This window comes from Lactococcus allomyrinae (genome assembly GCF_003627095.1).
GTDB lineage: Bacteria > Bacillota > Bacilli > Lactobacillales > Streptococcaceae > Lactococcus > Lactococcus allomyrinae.
Genome location: NZ_CP032627.1, coordinates 2,031,434 through 2,048,193, shown reverse-complemented (window position 1 = coordinate 2,048,193; position 16,760 = coordinate 2,031,434). Strand labels below are relative to the sequence as shown.

Annotated in this window: 28 protein-coding genes; 26 read left to right on the top strand and 2 right to left on the bottom strand. The window is 34.3% G+C overall.

Features of this window, described 5'->3' with window-relative positions:
* The first annotated feature begins 35 nt into the window (after window positions 1–35).
* The 6 genes from D7I46_RS09590 (at window position 36) to D7I46_RS09575 (ending at window position 4,187) form a co-directional block, all read left to right on the top strand.
* Window positions 36–1,583 carry an FtsK/SpoIIIE domain-containing protein gene (locus tag D7I46_RS09590; protein ID WP_120772697.1) on the top strand — a complete coding sequence of 516 codons (1,548 nt, stop codon included), beginning with the start codon at window positions 36–38 and terminating at the stop codon, window positions 1,581–1,583.
* 23 nt (window positions 1,584–1,606) lie between these two features.
* Window positions 1,607–1,960: a hypothetical protein gene (locus D7I46_RS09585; RefSeq protein ID WP_120772696.1), complete on the top strand. Its 354-nt coding sequence runs from the start codon at window positions 1,607–1,609 to the stop codon at window positions 1,958–1,960.
* Complete coding sequence (locus D7I46_RS13330; protein WP_162930878.1) at window positions 1,930–2,106, top strand: hypothetical protein; 177 nt, start codon at window positions 1,930–1,932, stop codon at window positions 2,104–2,106. The genes D7I46_RS09585 and D7I46_RS13330 overlap by 31 nt, the downstream gene beginning before the upstream one ends.
* A 136-nt stretch (window positions 2,107–2,242) precedes the next feature.
* Window positions 2,243–3,772 (top strand): replication initiation factor domain-containing protein, encoded by a 1,530-nt coding sequence (locus D7I46_RS09580; protein ID WP_240424406.1) that lies wholly within the window; start codon window positions 2,243–2,245, stop codon window positions 3,770–3,772.
* A complete protein-coding gene (locus tag D7I46_RS13325) occupies window positions 3,769–3,909 on the top strand; it encodes a hypothetical protein (RefSeq protein ID WP_162930877.1) in 141 nt (46 codons plus the stop codon). Before D7I46_RS09580 ends, D7I46_RS13325 begins: the two co-directional genes overlap by 4 nt.
* Before the next feature lie 14 nt (window positions 3,910–3,923).
* A complete protein-coding gene (locus tag D7I46_RS09575; protein WP_120772695.1) occupies window positions 3,924–4,187 on the top strand; it encodes a hypothetical protein in 264 nt (87 codons plus the stop codon).
* Here D7I46_RS09575 and D7I46_RS13320 read toward each other — a convergent pair.
* Window positions 4,153–4,356 carry a hypothetical protein gene (locus D7I46_RS13320; RefSeq protein WP_162930876.1) on the bottom strand — a complete coding sequence of 68 codons (204 nt, stop codon included), beginning with the start codon at window positions 4,354–4,356 and terminating at the stop codon, window positions 4,153–4,155. The two genes, D7I46_RS09575 and D7I46_RS13320, sit on opposite strands and share 35 nt — an antisense overlap.
* 63 nt (window positions 4,357–4,419) lie before the next feature.
* Between D7I46_RS13320 and D7I46_RS09570 the strand changes: the two genes are divergently transcribed.
* From D7I46_RS09570 to D7I46_RS09540, 6 genes are all read left to right on the top strand, one after another.
* Window positions 4,420–4,689, top strand: a complete 270-nt coding sequence (locus D7I46_RS09570) for a hypothetical protein (RefSeq protein WP_120772694.1) — start codon at window positions 4,420–4,422, stop codon at window positions 4,687–4,689.
* An 81-nt stretch (window positions 4,690–4,770) separates the two neighbouring features.
* Window positions 4,771–5,142, top strand: a complete 372-nt coding sequence (locus D7I46_RS09565) for a hypothetical protein (RefSeq protein ID WP_120772693.1) — start codon at window positions 4,771–4,773, stop codon at window positions 5,140–5,142.
* 256 nt (window positions 5,143–5,398) lie between these two features.
* Window positions 5,399–5,743: a helix-turn-helix domain-containing protein gene (locus tag D7I46_RS09555; protein ID WP_120772692.1), complete on the top strand. Its 345-nt coding sequence runs from the start codon at window positions 5,399–5,401 to the stop codon at window positions 5,741–5,743.
* The gene (locus D7I46_RS09550; protein ID WP_120772691.1) at window positions 5,740–6,201 is read left to right on the top strand and encodes a hypothetical protein; all 462 of its coding nucleotides are present in this window, start codon (window positions 5,740–5,742) and stop codon (window positions 6,199–6,201) included. Before D7I46_RS09555 ends, D7I46_RS09550 begins: the two co-directional genes overlap by 4 nt.
* A complete protein-coding gene (locus D7I46_RS09545; RefSeq protein ID WP_120772690.1) occupies window positions 6,198–6,605 on the top strand; it encodes a DUF3850 domain-containing protein in 408 nt (135 codons plus the stop codon). The genes D7I46_RS09550 and D7I46_RS09545 overlap by 4 nt, the downstream gene beginning before the upstream one ends.
* Window positions 6,602–7,261: a hypothetical protein gene (locus D7I46_RS09540; protein ID WP_120772689.1), complete on the top strand. Its 660-nt coding sequence runs from the start codon at window positions 6,602–6,604 to the stop codon at window positions 7,259–7,261. The genes D7I46_RS09545 and D7I46_RS09540 overlap by 4 nt, the downstream gene beginning before the upstream one ends.
* Window positions 7,262–7,462: 201 nt before the next feature.
* On the opposite strand, the gene D7I46_RS09535 is transcribed toward D7I46_RS09540, so the two are convergent.
* Window positions 7,463–8,344: a hypothetical protein gene (locus D7I46_RS09535; protein WP_120772688.1), complete on the bottom strand. Its 882-nt coding sequence runs from the start codon at window positions 8,342–8,344 to the stop codon at window positions 7,463–7,465.
* Window positions 8,345–8,500: 156 nt separating this feature from the next.
* Here D7I46_RS09535 and D7I46_RS09530 point away from each other — a divergent pair, with 156 nt between their 5' ends.
* The 14 genes from D7I46_RS09530 to D7I46_RS09475 all read left to right on the top strand — a co-directional run bounded on the left by D7I46_RS09530 (window position 8,501) and on the right by D7I46_RS09475 (window position 16,758).
* Window positions 8,501–8,827 carry a hypothetical protein gene (locus D7I46_RS09530; protein ID WP_120772687.1) on the top strand — a complete coding sequence of 109 codons (327 nt, stop codon included), beginning with the start codon at window positions 8,501–8,503 and terminating at the stop codon, window positions 8,825–8,827.
* Between the two features lie 107 nt (window positions 8,828–8,934).
* On the top strand, window positions 8,935–11,328 hold the full coding sequence (locus D7I46_RS09525) for an LPXTG cell wall anchor domain-containing protein (protein ID WP_120772686.1): 2,394 nt from the start codon (window positions 8,935–8,937) through the stop codon (window positions 11,326–11,328).
* A gap of 100 nt (window positions 11,329–11,428) precedes the next feature.
* Entirely contained in the window at window positions 11,429–11,986 is a 558-nt protein-coding gene (locus D7I46_RS09520; protein ID WP_120772685.1) for a hypothetical protein, read from the top strand.
* Window positions 11,987–12,079: 93 nt separating this feature from the next.
* Window positions 12,080–12,307, top strand: coding sequence for a class I SAM-dependent methyltransferase (locus D7I46_RS09515; protein WP_120772684.1), 228 nt, complete (start codon window positions 12,080–12,082; stop codon window positions 12,305–12,307).
* Between the two features lie 5 nt (window positions 12,308–12,312).
* Window positions 12,313–12,675 carry a hypothetical protein gene (locus D7I46_RS09510; protein ID WP_120772683.1) on the top strand — a complete coding sequence of 121 codons (363 nt, stop codon included), beginning with the start codon at window positions 12,313–12,315 and terminating at the stop codon, window positions 12,673–12,675.
* 13 nt (window positions 12,676–12,688) lie between these two features.
* Complete coding sequence (locus D7I46_RS13680) at window positions 12,689–12,817, top strand: hypothetical protein (protein ID WP_276116917.1); 129 nt, start codon at window positions 12,689–12,691, stop codon at window positions 12,815–12,817.
* 20 nt (window positions 12,818–12,837) lie between these two features.
* Window positions 12,838–13,560, top strand: coding sequence for a GNAT family N-acetyltransferase (locus D7I46_RS09505; protein WP_162930875.1), 723 nt, complete (start codon window positions 12,838–12,840; stop codon window positions 13,558–13,560).
* 49 nt (window positions 13,561–13,609) lie between these two features.
* The gene (locus D7I46_RS09500; RefSeq protein ID WP_120772681.1) at window positions 13,610–14,119 is read left to right on the top strand and encodes a hypothetical protein; all 510 of its coding nucleotides are present in this window, start codon (window positions 13,610–13,612) and stop codon (window positions 14,117–14,119) included.
* A gap of 10 nt (window positions 14,120–14,129) precedes the next feature.
* The gene (locus tag D7I46_RS09495; RefSeq protein ID WP_120772680.1) at window positions 14,130–14,321 is read left to right on the top strand and encodes a hypothetical protein; all 192 of its coding nucleotides are present in this window, start codon (window positions 14,130–14,132) and stop codon (window positions 14,319–14,321) included.
* Window positions 14,321–14,959: a hypothetical protein gene (locus D7I46_RS09490; RefSeq protein WP_120772679.1), complete on the top strand. Its 639-nt coding sequence runs from the start codon at window positions 14,321–14,323 to the stop codon at window positions 14,957–14,959. Before D7I46_RS09495 ends, D7I46_RS09490 begins: the two co-directional genes overlap by 1 nt.
* 1 nt (window position 14,960) lies before the next feature.
* Window positions 14,961–15,248, top strand: a complete 288-nt coding sequence (locus D7I46_RS09485) for a hypothetical protein (protein ID WP_120772678.1) — start codon at window positions 14,961–14,963, stop codon at window positions 15,246–15,248.
* A 10-nt stretch (window positions 15,249–15,258) separates the two neighbouring features.
* Complete coding sequence (locus D7I46_RS13550) at window positions 15,259–15,786, top strand: hypothetical protein (RefSeq protein ID WP_223804686.1); 528 nt, start codon at window positions 15,259–15,261, stop codon at window positions 15,784–15,786.
* An 8-nt stretch (window positions 15,787–15,794) separates the two neighbouring features.
* Window positions 15,795–16,514, top strand: a complete 720-nt coding sequence (locus D7I46_RS13545; RefSeq protein WP_223804685.1) for a hypothetical protein — start codon at window positions 15,795–15,797, stop codon at window positions 16,512–16,514.
* 7 nt (window positions 16,515–16,521) lie between these two features.
* Entirely contained in the window at window positions 16,522–16,758 is a 237-nt protein-coding gene (locus D7I46_RS09475) for a TcpD family membrane protein (RefSeq protein ID WP_120772677.1), read from the top strand.
* Window positions 16,759–16,760: the final 2 nt, after the last annotated feature.

Sequence of the window (16,760 nt, the reverse complement as noted above, 5' to 3'; positions counted from 1 at the left end):
CAATTAAAATGCTGAGAAAAAGAAAAGAGGTATAAATGAAACATTGGTTTAATTATCGAGGGTTTCGCATTCGTCTTTTTAAACGCTATTTGTTGAGGAACTGGGGACTAGGTCTTTCAGTTCCTTTTTTAATTGCGTTAGCATATTATCATTTTATCATTACGTACCCATTTTTTAGAAAAATCAACCGTTGGAATGAATGGACGGTTTATCTTCAACCTGTTTTAGTGTCCTTGTTTGTTATGGGGCTTGCAATAGCTTTTTCTTTTTTTGTGATTCGCAGAAGTGAATTAAAAGATGGTTTTTTCATGCGAAGAAAGAAGATGGAAATGTTGGCTCGTTATATGTTTTCAAATAATATAATTGAGCGGAAACAAATTAAGACTGAAAAAGGAACAAGAGAAAAATTATCTTTTCCGAAAGCTTATTATCGTAGTTTTGGAGATAGGGATGTTTTTACCTTTGCGACAGGTAATCAGTTTCATAATCAAGTGATTTCAATAGGGAAAACACTTTCTGAAATGTATCTTGCTGATTTGACAAAAATTAATTGGGAAATGGGATACATTAGTTATGAGTTCTTGATGAATAATCAAGGGAAACGGATTAATTTTGAGCAAGTCAGTGCTGAAAATGGAAAAATAACCTTGATGCAAGGAATTGTTTGGGAATATGACAAGTTACCACATATGTTAATTATGGGTGGAACTGGTGGAGGTAAAACTTTCTTTATTTACGCTTTGCTTTATGCACTGACTAAAGAAGGGAGAGTACATCTAGCAGATCCTAAAAAAGCAGATCTTGCAGAATTTGCTAGTTTTAAAGCGTTTAAAGGTTTAGTCACTCATGAAAAAGCGGATATTATTTCCATGATGGAAGAAGCCGAGCAATTGATGGACAAACGCTTTCTTTATATGAAGCGTCAAAAAAATTATACGATTGGTAAGAATTATCGGTATTATAATATGGCGCCTGAGTTTATTGTAGTTGATGAATTAGCAGCATTTGTATCTACATTAAAAAGCATGGAATATGAGGAATTTTTTAACTATGTTATTTCTTTAGTCTTAAAAGCAAGACAGGCAGGGGTATTTGTAATTTTTGCGACACAACGTCCTGATGTAAATACATTACCAGGGGCGGTAAGAGATAATTTGATGTGTCGTGTAACTGCTGGTCGAGTAAGTCCTACTGGTTATGACATGGCTTTTCCTGATAGTAAGGATAAAGCTTTTGTGAATAAGGATATTGTCGGTCGGGGCTATATTGACATTGGTTCAGGAATACCGATAGAATTTTTCACACCTTTAGTTTCAAAAGATTTTGATTTTGTAGACTATTTCCAAAAATTACCCTCCATGCCATTTACAGATGTTTCAGATATTGAGTTGACCGCTGAAGCCAAACAAGAAGTCAGTGCGTTTTATGATGACATGGAAGATTTTGAAACGGCATTTGTTGAAAATGCGAAAACGGAAATCATTCAAACGGAAGCAAAGAAAAAAGAAGAAAATATTGAGAAGTTGATGGAAAAAGCAAATGTGCCAACTTCTTATCGAGAAAAATTAAATCAAGGAAATTAACAAATAAGAAAGTGAGGTGAGAAATGACTTTTTATACAAAAACAGAAGTCCGTGCTTTGATTCATAAAGATTTGAAAAAAGATACCTTAAATCGTTGGTTAAAAAAGATTGAAGAATGGACACTTTATTCGTTTAATGAGGAGATTCCCACTTCGTCTAATTATTATGTTAACGGTCAACCTGTAAAAAGAAAGGTTTATGATGAAACAGATATAAAGCACTTACAGGAGCTTTATCATTTGCGTGTAGATAAGAGATTACCTTTAGCTTATGCGATTCACAAGGTTTTTTTGACAGTAGAAGATTTTGAAAAATGGAAACAGGGAAAATGGAATAGGGAAATCGAATGGCAAAAGCTGATAGAAAAAGAGCAATGAAAAAGTTTACCCGCTCGCTGTGTAGTCATTACTGGGGCGGTTTTCGTGCCAACGGCGAAAGAAAACCAGCCGGACGTAAGGACGGAAAAGCGAAAGCGGGTTGTGGGGCGTTAGCCCCACAACTTTGCGAATACCCCGTTTTGTAACACGGGGTATAGCTTAACCCGAATACGCAGTTCAGAACCCCTTTCCGCCCTTTGTTTATCTAGGTTTTTAAGATTAAAAATCATGTAACCAAAATGAGCAAAATGTAACCAAAATAGGGGGTGGAGATAATAAAAAGTGGCTAATATTGTAGAAGTAAGCACAATGACCGCTAAAGATTTAAAAAAACTCCGAAAAAATCTAGGTTATACCTTGCGTGATTTTGCTTCAAAAGTAGGAATTGCACATTCAACGATTTCGCAATATGAAAAAGGGAAAAGAAATGTTTCTTTTCAAACCGAAAATCAAATTAAACGTGCCTTAGGTTTAAACCTTGAAAAGAAACATGATTATGAATTGCACATTCATTTGGATTTTCTGCGTTTGACTTTTTTTGATACTTCGCCTGAAACGATTATGAAATATGTGCTAGGAATAGAAAAAGAATATTTTTTCTATGAAGTAAACCAACGACATGGTTTTGATGGGATTTATTCTTGTGGTCGGATTCAACTTTATGTATCAGAAAAATTAGAGCAAGGCTTGATGCTGGAATTAACAGGTCAGGGTTTGCTTGAAATGGAAACCGTTTTGCAAGAAATGGATCGTCAGTTTACCTTGAATGAGTGGTTAGTGATGATTACTGACCCTGATTATTATTTGAAAAATGGCTTGTTTAGTCGCTTTAATTGTTCACGTTTAGATATTGCGATTGATGAAATGTATAAGGAAACTGGGAACTATGATTTACATGATTTAAAACGGCGAAAAGATAATGGGGGCGAAAAGCTCATTGATACTTCTTTGCGCTCTAGTCATGATATTGAGAGTTACTGGCATGATAAACCACTGGGTTTAACTTTATATTTTGGCTCGCCTAATGGGAATTTTCTACTTCGGATGTATGAAAAAGCGAAAGAACGTGCCAAAAAAGAAAATCGAGAATTAGAGGATATTCTTTTTGATTACGGGGTGGTTAATCGTTATGAAATGCAAATTCGAGAGCAGTATGCGGAAGCAGCTTTTAATGAATTGGCAAAAGGAAATTCATTAGACCAGTTCGCGATTAATTTATTACTTTCAAAAATTGCAGTTTATGAAGCAGTAACGACTGATTCAGGAAAAACAGCCTATCAATTTTATCAACCTTTCTATGATGTTTTTGGAGATTATCAAGCGGTAAAAATTAATGGCAAAAAGAATGAAACGGATGCCGAAAAATCTATGAAATGGATTGTTTCACAAGTTTCACGAACTTTAGCCCTTTTACAAGAGGTGTATGGTAAACAATGGCTTTTTGAATGGTTGGAACATTTGATTAGTGAAGTTGAATTTACAGAGAAACAAGAAAAAGTGATTTTGTTTGAGAAAGCAAGAGTGCAAAATCAAGAAAACGGAATGTATCTTTGGTATAAAAAGAAAATGCTAGAGCGAAAATATTCGCCTGAAAATGTTTTTATAAAAAAAGAAAATCCTGATAATAAGCGTTGGGGGTTACGCTTAAAGGATGTTCCTATAAAGTTTTTAATTTATGTGAACAGTGAGGGGAGTTATGTGACAAGTCAACCGAAAGGAATGACTTTAGAGGAAATTAATGATTTAGGGGATAAAAAGGGTATTGATTTTCTCAATAGCCCTTTATTTATTGTCTTTGAGGTAGTGGAATGAAGGATAAAGTAAAAGAGGAGCAAATGCTCCGTGATTTTTTAGATGATGTCATCGTCAGAATAGAAAAAGAGCGCCCAATTACTTTACAAGAGCTTTCATGGCAAGAAGATTTTATCCAGCGCCAATTACAAAGATAGAGGAGAAATAAACAATGTTGTACGAATTTGACAAAATGATGAGTGAGAAGGAGCTTTGTTTAACTCTTCTTGATGAATTGGCGAATTTGCAGAAACGCAATGGGATGGTAGCAAGAATTATTTCAAAGCATCATGTTAAATGTTCAAAAGAGTTTGAGCAAAAATTGCAGCAGCTAGAAACGATTTTTCAAAGGGAAGATGAAGAAGTTGAAGCTCTTATGGATGATTTTTTAAAGCTTGCTTTTAATGCTTTGTGTGTTGAGCGTAATCAAAAATAATTTCATCTACTCTTGCTATTAGCGTTTCAAATTCAAGCTCAACTTTTCTGTAATGATGAGGTTTAATATCATCTTCTAGCTGATTAAAGCTTCTTTGAATAACGTTTTTTATTTTATTGTGCAAAACTTGTTGGTTGTGAGTGAGTTTTTCGTAGTCATTTGGATTCATAGACTTATTATATCAAAATTGGGGTACTCAAAAAATTAATGAAAGAAAAAAGGTAAAAGAATAATGGATAATACTCAACTTAAAAAATTGCTCGTTGAAGCAGGTCAAGAATTGCAACAAATTGCAAAACTAAATTTGGAAACAGGGGCGCTTGCGACTTTGTATAAAGAAACCAAAAAGAGTGAAGAACTCCAACAAGATATTGTCTTGTATAACCACGTTCAAGAAGTGACTAAACGCGGAGGTTTTGCGGCAAAAAATCTTAAAGGTGCATCAACTGCTGCTAAAAATGCGTTGGCATTTGTGGATGAAGCTTTATCAAAATTAAAATAATCGTCCTTAATATTTAATCATTCACAACAGGGAGGGATGAGTACACGGGTTGTGAGGGTTAAATGAGGTTGGAGAATACAAATGAATATGATGTTAAGTAAAGTCAATTTTAAAAGAGTTTATCCTCAATTTATCGCAAAATATCAGGAACGGTTGAGTTACCTTAAAAAAACATCTAGGGAATTACAAAAGACTGCGACTGTTCAACAAAATAGAGAACGTTATCGTTTGCTTTTTGAAGCAACTTTGGATAGAGAGAGTGAACTCAAAATGATTAAACAGGCATTTGAGCGAATGAAAAAATCATTACCTGATGCGTATGAACAAGATGTGGTTTTATTGCGAATGAGCGAAGAATTAGAAGCTTATTTACGTGGAATTAATCAGTTGATAAAAAGCTTACGAAGGGTACGAAGTGCCTTTTATAACGGTCAGAGCTTAACTAGAAAGTAAGTTAAATTTATTTAGGTGGGAGGAAAAATGAAATTTTATCAAAACAACGTTGCAATGAACTTGCTCAAAAAATAGAGCGTGGCGAAGTTCTCACAGATAAGGAGTACCAAGAAGTTTTTATTAGCCTTGATGAACGGCTCGGCTATAATGCGGATGGAACAAGCCGAATTATTGAGGTATTCGTTAATCGGTGGATTGCAGAGATTTTTGGTTATCATTGATTAGTGAGTAGAAATTTTGAATAAAAAGGAATGAAATGACTATATTTGCAGAACGCTTGAAAGAGTTACGTACGGCAAAAAAACTAACTCAAAAAGAGATAGCTGAAAAACTGGGGGTTAAACAAAATTCATATAGTGACTGGGAGAACGGAAAACGTGAACCTAATTTTAAAAGATTAGCGATTCTTGCCACTGAATTTGAAACTAGCATAGATTACCTAATGGGAAGTGCAATTTCAGAAAAGGATAATGAATTCCTCTCTCAAAAAGACATCTTCTTATCTCAACTGGAAGAAATAGAACAAATTTCTAATGAAATCATTCAAAAGCAACAGATTCTAGAAAATAAAATCCAAGCTTTAAAAAAGGAAATCTTATGAAAAAAGAATTAATCAAAGAAGTAAACATGTTTACTACTGTTATCCTTGTTTTATTATTTTTTATGTTTGGATTTGTATTAAAAGGGCGAATTGCTTCTAATAATTTAAAAGTTAAGCATAGGGCGCAAACTGAAAGCTTTGTAGCCAATAGAAAAATTTCTGTTAGTGTTGATTTTGAAGATGCTCAATTTTTTCATGGTATGCCTTTAGAACCTTTAAGAGTTCCAAAAGATAGTGACATTGTTGATTCAGGAGATTATCTTATTACAACGGTTGTGACACTAGAAAATGGTTCAAAAGTATCGGGTTTTTGGATGAAAGAAACTTATGTAAAGGTAGAACAACCAATATATTTTAAAAACATAAATCTGAAAGAAATTAAAAATATTTCATTTTCTAAAAATAAAGGGACGGTATATTCTCCTGAAATATTAGAGATAAGGAAGATAGCGGAATGACGAAAGTTTTAAAAAAGAAATTAGATCCTCAATTTTTTCCTAGTGTTGAAAGCGGAGAAAAGGACTTTGAGGTACGGTTAAATGATTGTGATTATCAAGTTGGGGATATTTTAGAGTTAAAAGCTTTTAAAGAACACCACTATTACTGTCGTGCTACTATCAACAATAAAATTGCATGGGTAACTTGTCATGAAGATTGGGCGGACATCATCAGAGTAAGAGTGGTAAGTGTGTTGAGTGGTGAAGCTTTTAATTATTATGAAGAATATTATGATACGATTGACGGCATTACTACCTCTGCTGTAATGGAAGTTTTACATGACTATTTCCATATAGAATTTTTGCCAAAGAATTATGTTGTGTTAGGCATTAAACTTTTAGAACAGGGAAAGGAGATAAAATGAGTATTGTTTTAGACAATATCTTATCGGATTTAAAAAATGTTTCAATAACAGGAGATTCGGGAAGTGGTAAGACCTTCTTTTTAACGCAACTGGTAAGACAAGCGGTTATCAATGATAAGTTTGATGAAATAGTTATTTTTTCAAGAAAGTATGAAGGTTGGGAAGAATTTATCTCTACATTAACAGGTAATATTTCAATAAAAAAATCATTTTCTAAATTTTTCTTTTTTAGACCAAGCTTTTTGGCTAATAATAATAGGACTTTAGGCAAGAAAAATCAATTAGTGATTATTGATGGCTACGAGGATATAGTAGAAGAAATAAACTATAGTAAAGAGTTTAAGCTGGCTATAAATAACTGTTATTTTATGAAAGAATACGGTTATGTTTGGGCAAACTTTGTTGAAAAAAGTAAACTTACAGCAGAAGAGGTATTTTTGAATAGAATTGATAACTACTTGATGAATATTAACTCAAAGGTCTGTATTTCGAGTTTCAACGAGATAAAATCTTTTGCAATCCCTGTCGGACATAAAGTACGGTTTAGAGATAGGGTTAGAGCAAGGCTTTACCAGACAGGGGAGTTTGAGTATTGCTTTATGTCATGTTTAGATATACAACAAATAGAAAAAGATGAGGACTGGGGGAAGTTTTAAAAATCTGTGAAAAAAATATTTATTATATTAAAATTTATTCAAGAATTGATGAAGTCATTGACTATTCCGATTTTCTTTTACAATTTTTATATTCCAGGATGTATTGTCTTGGAACTCATAGATTGTTCGTACAAAGAAGTCTATAGTTTATTTCCATACTGGGTAATTAGTCTATTTTTATTATTAATAAGGTGGGGTATTTTAAATATAGAAATCATTTGCTATGGTGCGTATCTCATTTACAGATTTTTCTACATTCTCTTTAGAAATATCATATTTTTTTTCTGGTGAAGTTAGCTTAAGGATATCTGATAATAAGAATAATTTATATTCGGGAGCTTGTTGAAGACTTTCGGGGCTGTAAATAAAATTAGCATAACTTGATAGTGATGTTACTCCCGAACCAGATTTATTTTTGATTAGAAGTAATCGGATGCTAATATTATTTTTCTTATCTACTGTGAGAATATAAAAGGGCTTATAAAACAAAGTTGTTTTAGTTGTATGGTAATGAATGTTTTTTAGCACAAAATCAGTTTTATGGTAAATCACATGATCATCAAAAATTTGTTTGAAAGGGATGAAGGCTTGGGCAAAAACAGTTTTTGAAGGACCGATGTTTTTTTTATTTTTTAATTCATGAAAATTGTTAGGAGATAGCTTTGAGTTATCATCATTTTCGTTATAAATAATGTAAACGTCCTTAATTTCTCCAGAATAAAGCCCAAGTTCTCCTGCTATCGAAAAATTATAATTTGTAACAGGATGAGTGGAAATGCCATGATTAACCTCTCCTTCAATTGTTCCCTCTGGAGTAATAATAGTACCAGTAGATTTGAAATGGGATATATTATCATAGGAAATAGGAGAACTTCCACTAGAGTAAATACTGCTCAATTGATAAGTGATTGGTGCAATAAACAAAAGAGTAATTAAGGTGTTGGTAACCCATTTAATAATTTTTCGATTCTGAGTGGGTGGAGTGAGCATTAGGCCTAGTTTTTTTATTTCATAATTATTATTTTGAAGTTGATAATTAATATCAATCCAACTAGGAAGTTTATCATTTTTGTTATTTTTCATGAGTACCTCATTTTTTTATTATTGTATCATAATATTCTAATTTTATTTTTAATGAGGGAGTAAGTGTTTTTTTAATATATGTCCGAAACGACAAAAAACTAGTCGTTTAGCTGTCCAAAAGGGCAGCTTTTTAGATTAAAAAAGGTGGTAAAGTAAGTGAAATTAACAAAAGAACAAACTAATTATTTAACGAAGTGGATTTCTCGTCATGTAGATATTACAGTGAGTGAAGTTCAAACTATAACTCGAACGGTTTCATATCATTACTCAGCTTTTAAGGAAGAACCCGAAGAAGAAGGTTTTGATATATTTGAAGAACAAGCTAGTGTTTCAGAACATGAGGCTAGTTATAGAGGGAAAAAGATTAGTAAAGGTGTTGAACTTTTTCTTGTAGGTTCTGACAATTTATATAATTTGAGTTTAGAAGAAGTTTTTGAGGAATTGGGTTTGAATATTCATGAAATTTTGTCTGAAATGGGGTAAAAATGGAAAATCATTTGACCGAGATGTCAAAAAACTAGTCGCTTAATCTGTCAGTACTGACGGATTTTTTTATTTTGCAAAATTAAAAAATTAAAGGAGATTTACTCATGAGTAAACGGAAAAAATTGTTAAATGCCTTAACTTCTGAAAAGAAAGTTACAAATTGGAAAATGCGCAAGGTCAAAAAGGTGTTTGTGTATGGGGCAACCATGCTTGGAATGGTGGCTGGTGTAGGCGGTTTAGTCTATGTGAGTACAGCACTAGCGGCAAGTTTACCAACGGATACAACAGTACATTGGGATAATGACAAACCGCTCTATTATGAAATAGACCAAAATGGAGTAGAGCATCCCAAACCAATGTTAACAGTTGGGGGAGATGGTGTTACACCTGCGTGGTGTCTTGGGTTGGGGGTACCACTTCCTAATAATACAACACAGGCTCAACTTGATTCCACTAATACTATTTTGAACGCACTAAGTGATGAACAGATAGCAGTGATTAACAATGTTGATTATTTGGCGCAAAAAGATGGTTCACTTTTAGCGTATGCACAAGCTCAACACGCTACTTATTTGTTACTTGATGAAGCAGGGGTTTCAGAAAATCAAACAAAAGACTTGATTGTAAAAGATAATACGCTTTTACATGATGCGGATGCTATCAAAAACGGTGCGAATACTTTAATCAACGAAGCGAAGAAAATGCGTGAATTACCTAGCTTTAATGGTACTACGATTCAATTGATTCAAGGAGTTGAAAAGACGGTTACTGATACTAAAGGAGTGTTGCCTAATTTTCCATATTTAAAAAATAATATGGAGGGATTGACAGAAACAGTATCAGGTAACGATTTAAAATTAAAAGCTGATATTACAAGCAAGCATGGGCTAATTTCAAATGCTTTGCAATTTCAAAATAAGCCCTTATCAACCTTAGACCTTCCTTATTTTGTCTATTCTACGGATGGCGACAGTACAGGTAAACTTAGTCAATCAGTAATTGCAAGCCAAGACCCTTCAAAAGCTAATGCATCTCTTAGCGTGAACATCATCGGACTTGGCGAAACCACCCTGCTTAAACATGATGCAGACACGAACAGCACAGAAACCCAAGGCGAAGCACAATTAGTAGGCTCTGTATGGGGCTTATACAAAGCTGGCACAGACACCCTCGTGAACTACTCGGACGGTCAAGATGGCTATCCTGTGACCGTCACATCAGGCGACAAGACAGACGATAAGACTGTCAAGCTTAAAATGACTGACCTCACAAAAGGGGTAGGGGTAAAAAATCTTGACAATAGCAAAGATTACGAATGGGGCGAATTGGTTGCACCAGAGGGCTATGAACTGTCCACAAAACGTTATCCTGTTTCATTTGATGAAAATGACAAGTTCAATTCAAGCACAAGCAACTACACCGACAATGTAACGGCAACGGACAAAGTGCTTGATTTTAGTTTTGGCTTCATCAAGGCGCAAGATGTGAACGGTTCTTTAACAGGCTTAAATGGACGTACTTTCCGATATACTCCAACGGACGGAACAAAAGGCGACCCGATCGAAGTCACATCAGGGGCAAGTGAAGATTCTAACGGTGTGACTAATAACGGTCAAGTCACTTTCCCTAAAATTACTTTTGGTGATGGTATTTTAGAAGAGTTACCACAAGAGGGGGATAAACTTCAACTCATCAATCCTATTTCGATTATCACAACGACAAACAAGGACAAAGATGATAATATCACAGGTTACACCGTTACATTTACTGATACGGTCACCAAACAAGTGATTACAACGCTTGATGTATCATTGGATAAAGTAACTGATAATTCTACCATGTTTAAGGTCAATCTCGGAACTTTAGTAGATAAACCAGTAACCCCAGTAGTACCAACCATCAAAACAAAAGCGCATACAGCAGATGGCGACCAAACGATTCAAAAAGTAGAAATTTCAAAAGAAACTCCAGTTTATGATAAGGTTATGATGACAAATGCGGAAAAAGGCGACCAAATGGTGGCTTCACTCCACCGTATCGTGACTGACAAAGACGGAAAAGTGACTGAATCTAAGGTTATTCGCACGTTGAATTTTACAATTGATGATGAAACAGTTATCTCACAAGAAAAACAAATTGAGTCAACCATTGATACAACAAAAGATGCAGATGTTCCTGAAGGTTCGACAGTAACGTATGTTTGGACAGAAGAATTGTTTGACAAGGGGACAAATCCTGACACGGAGAAGCCCGAAGCTAAACATGATGACCTCAACGATCAAGACCAAACCTTGACGGTTGAGAAAATCAAGCCATCAACTCCAAAACCAGTTACACCACAACCAACAAAACCAGAGACAAAAGTCGCAAGCGTTCTGCCAACGACAGGAAGTTCCACAGGAGATATGCTTGCTTATGGTGGTATGGTTATTCTTTTGGCAACACTTGGCGGCACGGTTTATTACATGAAAAATAAAAAATCAGCTAAAGAAGAATAGTAAAAAGCAGGTTTAATCGCCTGCTTTTAGTTCTTTTTTTATTAAAAATGAAAGGGATAGTGTGCTATAATTAATTATCAAGCGAAAGAGGAAAAATTGTTTGGAATTTATAGGCGAGCTATTGAAGGCAAATTGGCAAGTGTTACTCGTTGTTTTAATAATGTTACTTGTATGGAATGGCGTGCAATTGGTTAAAAATCAGAAACTGTCCAAAGAAATAAAAGCTTTAAAACAAGAAATTTTGGATAGGCACAAAAATCTAGGAAGTTCTGTCTCAGGAAAATATAAAAATTTAGGTGAACAAATTTCAGATGAGCACAGGTCAATTAAAAAGGATACCGAAAGTGTTCATAACATGATGTTGCTTGAAAAACAAAATCGCGAAAAACTTTATAATAACACAAGCCGTGCTAAAGAGATTTTAGAGACAATAGACGTGATGAAAGAAGTTGTTAATAAGAATGCACAACTGAGTCAGGAAGTCGCAGTTTTGACTTTAAAAAATGAAACATATGCAAAGAATGACTCAAACAGAATGCTCAACGCTTTGAGGCGTTTTGAGGGTATGCTTTCTCAATTTGAAGATTTTAAGGAAACCGAAGGAATCAGAGCCACATTAAAAATAATAGAAAATCAATTATCGAAATATATTGATTGAAAGACGAGTTTTAAAACTTGTCTTTTTTTTATTGAAAAAGCAGGCTTAAACCTGCTTTTTACTGTTGATTAAATTTGAAAGAAGGAATTAAAAATGAAAGTATTGATTGGTTTTACAATATATAACGCACAAGGATCACTTAAAAAAGTTTCAAACCTTATGGTTCAGTTCCCAGAAGAAGCAGAAAGCGAAGTTTTAGATAATTTCGAACATGAGGAGCTGAAAGGTTATTCTGATTCAGAAATTGAATTTGAAATTATTGATGCGGAAGAATGGGAAGCTAAAAATATTGAATATTATAATCAGTCGGAAAATTATTAAACGATATGAAAAATAAATTAAGTAAACTTTTAAAACACCGTCAAATCAAGGACGTTGTTCAAGATAAGCGAACCATCAATGAGTTAAATCAAGCTTTTATCTTGGACTTTACTTCTTCTTTTAAAGAAGAACTCGAAAAGCAAGGACTTACGGATATTGGGGTCAATGATTTGATTCACTCTATAAGGGCATATCGTTTGTCTAATCATTATCAGGGAGTGGGTGGTGTGCATTTCTGGAATTTTGTGGTTGATGTTGTTTTTGTTGATGGTTCATCATTATTGATTGAGAGCTATCAAAATAACTATGTGACTGTTTTAGAATATTTCCCTGAATTTGCAGAAATCAGCGCTCGAATGGAGCGTTAGAAAAGAGGATAAAATGTTTAAAAAGCACAGCGATTGGGTCGTTTATTCTACAACTAAGGATGATTCAGAAATCCAAATCCCAACCCAAACGGTAATGGCAACACAAGACCCTGTTCTTAAAGCTAGGAATGAAAGTAAATGAAAAGTATGAGCATAAGAACAATGAATACTTCACATTGGCGACAACCGATTGTGAGTTCCGACAAAATTGAAGCACTCACTGAAGAAGAATTAAAAAATGGCGTTTTGAGAAACAGTGGTTATAGATTTTATAAAGAGGAAGATTTTGATGTTTTTGTCAAATACTTAATGGAAAACTGGAATTTAGGCTATAAAAAAGCAAAAATATCACACCGACTAGCTGCCGAGATTTATGCACACTTTACCTTATCCGAAAGTCAAATTATGATTGTTGATAAATTCAAAACAAGTGGATTTGCAAGTTATCAATGTGCATTGATAACCGAAGAAAGCGAGTGTCAAGTCTATCATAAAGCACAGTTTGAAAAATTGATTTCTGCATATCCATCAATCAAACCATATTATGAAGCTGAGAGTAAAATTGAAAATTTTCAAAAACAAAAGTCTAATAATTATTTGCAGATTTTGATTGTAGGAAAGAAATATCAGGGGCAAAATATTGGGAAAACTCTGTTTGAATTTATTAGGAATATAGAATATCAACTTTGGTTTAAAAATCAAAACCACGATAAAGCAAACTTGTTACAAGAATTATCTGTTTATACAACAACAGATTGTAATGTTTCATTCTATGAACGGTTAAAAGGGAAGCTTGTGTATGAAGAAAGCTCTATTCCAGACGGAGATATTCCTGCTAAGGCAATGATTTTCCGATTTCCAGTCCTTAATTATTCGTGGGAATAAGCGAGCAGGTTTAATCGCCTGCTTTTATTTTTGATTAGGAGTAGTAGAAATGGTAGAAAAAATGACACTTGGAATAGGAGCGACAAACTGGTTTAGTACAGTTTTTCTAATGTTTATTGCAATAGTTTTGATGTCACGTTTACTAGGTGTTCGTTCTGAAAATCTGGAGAACAGGAAAGAAAGATATATTCTTTTTGTTATCGGCGCTTTGATTTCGATTGTTACCTTGGTGGGCTTCTTTTCTCCAACGACATTGACAAAAAAAGTAACAGTGACTGAAAACAAGTATCAGGTGGTAAACACCGAAGGAAGCTTATTAAGCAATCAGGATTTTAATGTTCTACTAAAAAATACAGATGGAACACTGATTAGAAAATCAGTTAATTTTAGGGCAGTGAAAATAAAAGAAGGGGAAAATTTTAGCTATTTTGAAAAAGTTGAGCAAATCACTTATAAAACTTCCAACATTCTAGGTGCTTTTTTTAAAGAAATTCCAAGAGATGAAAATAAACGAACAGTGAGCTTGACGATACCGCAAGACAGCTTAAAAAAACAGTAAAGGGGCTAAAATGTATGTTGTAAAAATGCGTGGGGGCTATCTTTGCGCTAATAAGGAAGTGACAAGGCGTTTAAGATATGCCACAAAATTTAAGACGGAAGCGGATGCTGAGGAACTCGCTCAAAAATGGCTAAGAAGTGAGGTTAGGTTTGAAGTTGTTCCTCTAGAGCTAGAACGAGAAAGTGAGGAGAGCTTTTATTAATGAAAGAAGAAATAAATAACATTCAAAAGATATTACACCAAAAAACATTTTGGAAAATTCAAGGCTTAAATTTATTTTTGGTGTTGAGAAAAATAGTTTCTTATCTCTTGATTGTTCTCTCTCTTATCTTTGTTGTTTCATTGACCTCACAAGCGTTGGACTTCTCAAATGGTCAAAGAGAGAAGATTTTAAATTTGATACTTCTTTTGGTTACTGTTGTAAATTTTATTAAAGGAGGTAAAAAAGTTTTTCAGAGGCGAGCACCTGATTTGGAAGTAGTTAAAACTTTTCTGAATGTTGGCTTGTGGTGGTTCTTGATTTATCTTGCTTTTTCAATTCAGTTAACTGATTATGAAAGAATAAATGAGCTTTTACAACGCTGGTTCGTGGTAGGCTTTTTGTTTGAAGTGAGCCATTTCTTTATCTTTAGACACTTGGCTCAGGAGATAAAAACAGGAAAGAAATCAGATTGGGTAAGAAGGATTGATGGTCAAAAAAAGAGTAACTATCAAGATGGCTTGTTATTATTTACAGAAGTGTCAGAAACTTATCACTTGAAATATACAAGGGTTTATTTCAAATTCAATTCAAATGAGGGTCATGTTGCAAAAATCAAAAAAGGAATAAAGGGATTGTAAAATGAACAAAAATGAAAAATACCAACCGTTAATTGAACGGACAAAAGAAATTAAAAAACTTGTTGTTGAAATTCAGTCGAAGGAAGTTTTAAAAAGGATTCCATTTGAATTGAGTTTCCCCGAACAAGATTTAAGTGACCTAACCCCTGCCGATAAAGTTGCTGACAGAGTGGCTCGTAGAATTGGAATTTATCTTGATTCACTTGAATGTGATTTAGCCAATTTGAATTTAGAATTAGAACACGCAAACCATCTGGCAGTATTATCAGGAATGGAAAAAAAGGAATAGAGAGGGAGAAATGAAAACAGTAACAGTTGATGAACTGGCAAAAATGTTAAAAACTGAATCAGAATTTTTGCTGATACTCTGTCAGATTAATGACATTGATGCAGGAGAGGGGAGTTCAGAATTAACACTTGCTCAAACAGCGGTTCTAACAAAGGCTTTCAAGGCAGAACAACAAGAAGTTGAATCTGTTGAACTTCCTAAGCCAAAGCAAGGGGTCGCGGTAAAGGAAAGCCAAAAAGAAAAAAGTAAACGAAAATGGGGAAATAAAAAAGCGGTCAATCAAGGTGAGCCATTGAGAGGACAAACTTACCAAAAAAATACCCTTCCAAAAGCCTACAATCAAAAGTTAAGTAATGGCTTATTTGGTGCGGTGTGTATTGGAATAGTCGTACTTTCTTTGGGAAGTGGTCTAAGTTACTTTCAAGCTCAAAATCAAGTGCGTAGTGAAGCACAGAAAATCATTCAATCAGACCAAGCTCAAATTAAAAAAATGGCAGGGGGCAAGGGCAACAAGATTACAGCGCACAAGTTTTTTTAAATGATTTTGTGAAAACTTATTTTAATGTTCCGAGTGATGCTGCAGGACAAGAAAAAAATCAGGTGCTTCTTAGTGCCTTTTACGGTCAAGCTTTGCCTATTGCTGCGCAAGGACAACAAAAAAATACCAGTCAATTAACGGCATCAGAGTTACTTCACTTTACGGATTCATCTGCGACTTATTTGGTTTCTTATACCACGACGACTCAAAAGACGATTCCAGCATCCAAAGGGAAAAAGGCAAGTGTTCAAAAGAGTTCAAATACGACCAATACATTGTTTAAAGTTCCTTATGCAAAGGTAGGAGAGAAATATTATGTTTCTTCATTTCCAACCTTTGAAGATATCACAGCACTCAATGCAGGGAAAGCAGCACCTCTCTTATCGTTGGATGCAATGACAAATCTTTCTAAGTCAAAAGAAAATCAGTTAAATGCTTTTGTTAAGTCCTTGTTAGAAGCAAAGACGAAGAATAAGGAAAGTTTGGACTTGTTGTCTAAAGGGTTAGGGCTTTCAACCTCTGAGGAATTGGCATCTATTGATTATACCAATTATAAATCAGTCGGAAAAGATAAATACAAGGCAGTCATTCAAGCAACATTTAAAAATAGCTTAGGGACACATCCTGAAAATTATGTCTTTACGATTGAAAAAATAAACAATACCTATTTTGCTCGTGATTTTTCAAATGTGATTACGGCAAAAGATATGGAAACAACGAAAGGATAAGGAGATTATGGATTTATTTCAAGCCCTTTGGAAATTAGGGTCAGGTCCATTTTTAGCGTGGATGGGTTTTAAAGTCGTTAAAGAAATGCACAGTCATAAAACAATGGGGGCTATTGCTGTCATTCTTGGTGCTGGTTTAGTCTGGTGGTTTGCCGCAAACCCTGAAAGTTTCATGAATATTGTCGGTGGGGTCGTCGGTAAAATCATTAAATGGGTTGGCAGTAAGTTTAATTTAGGCTCGTAGAA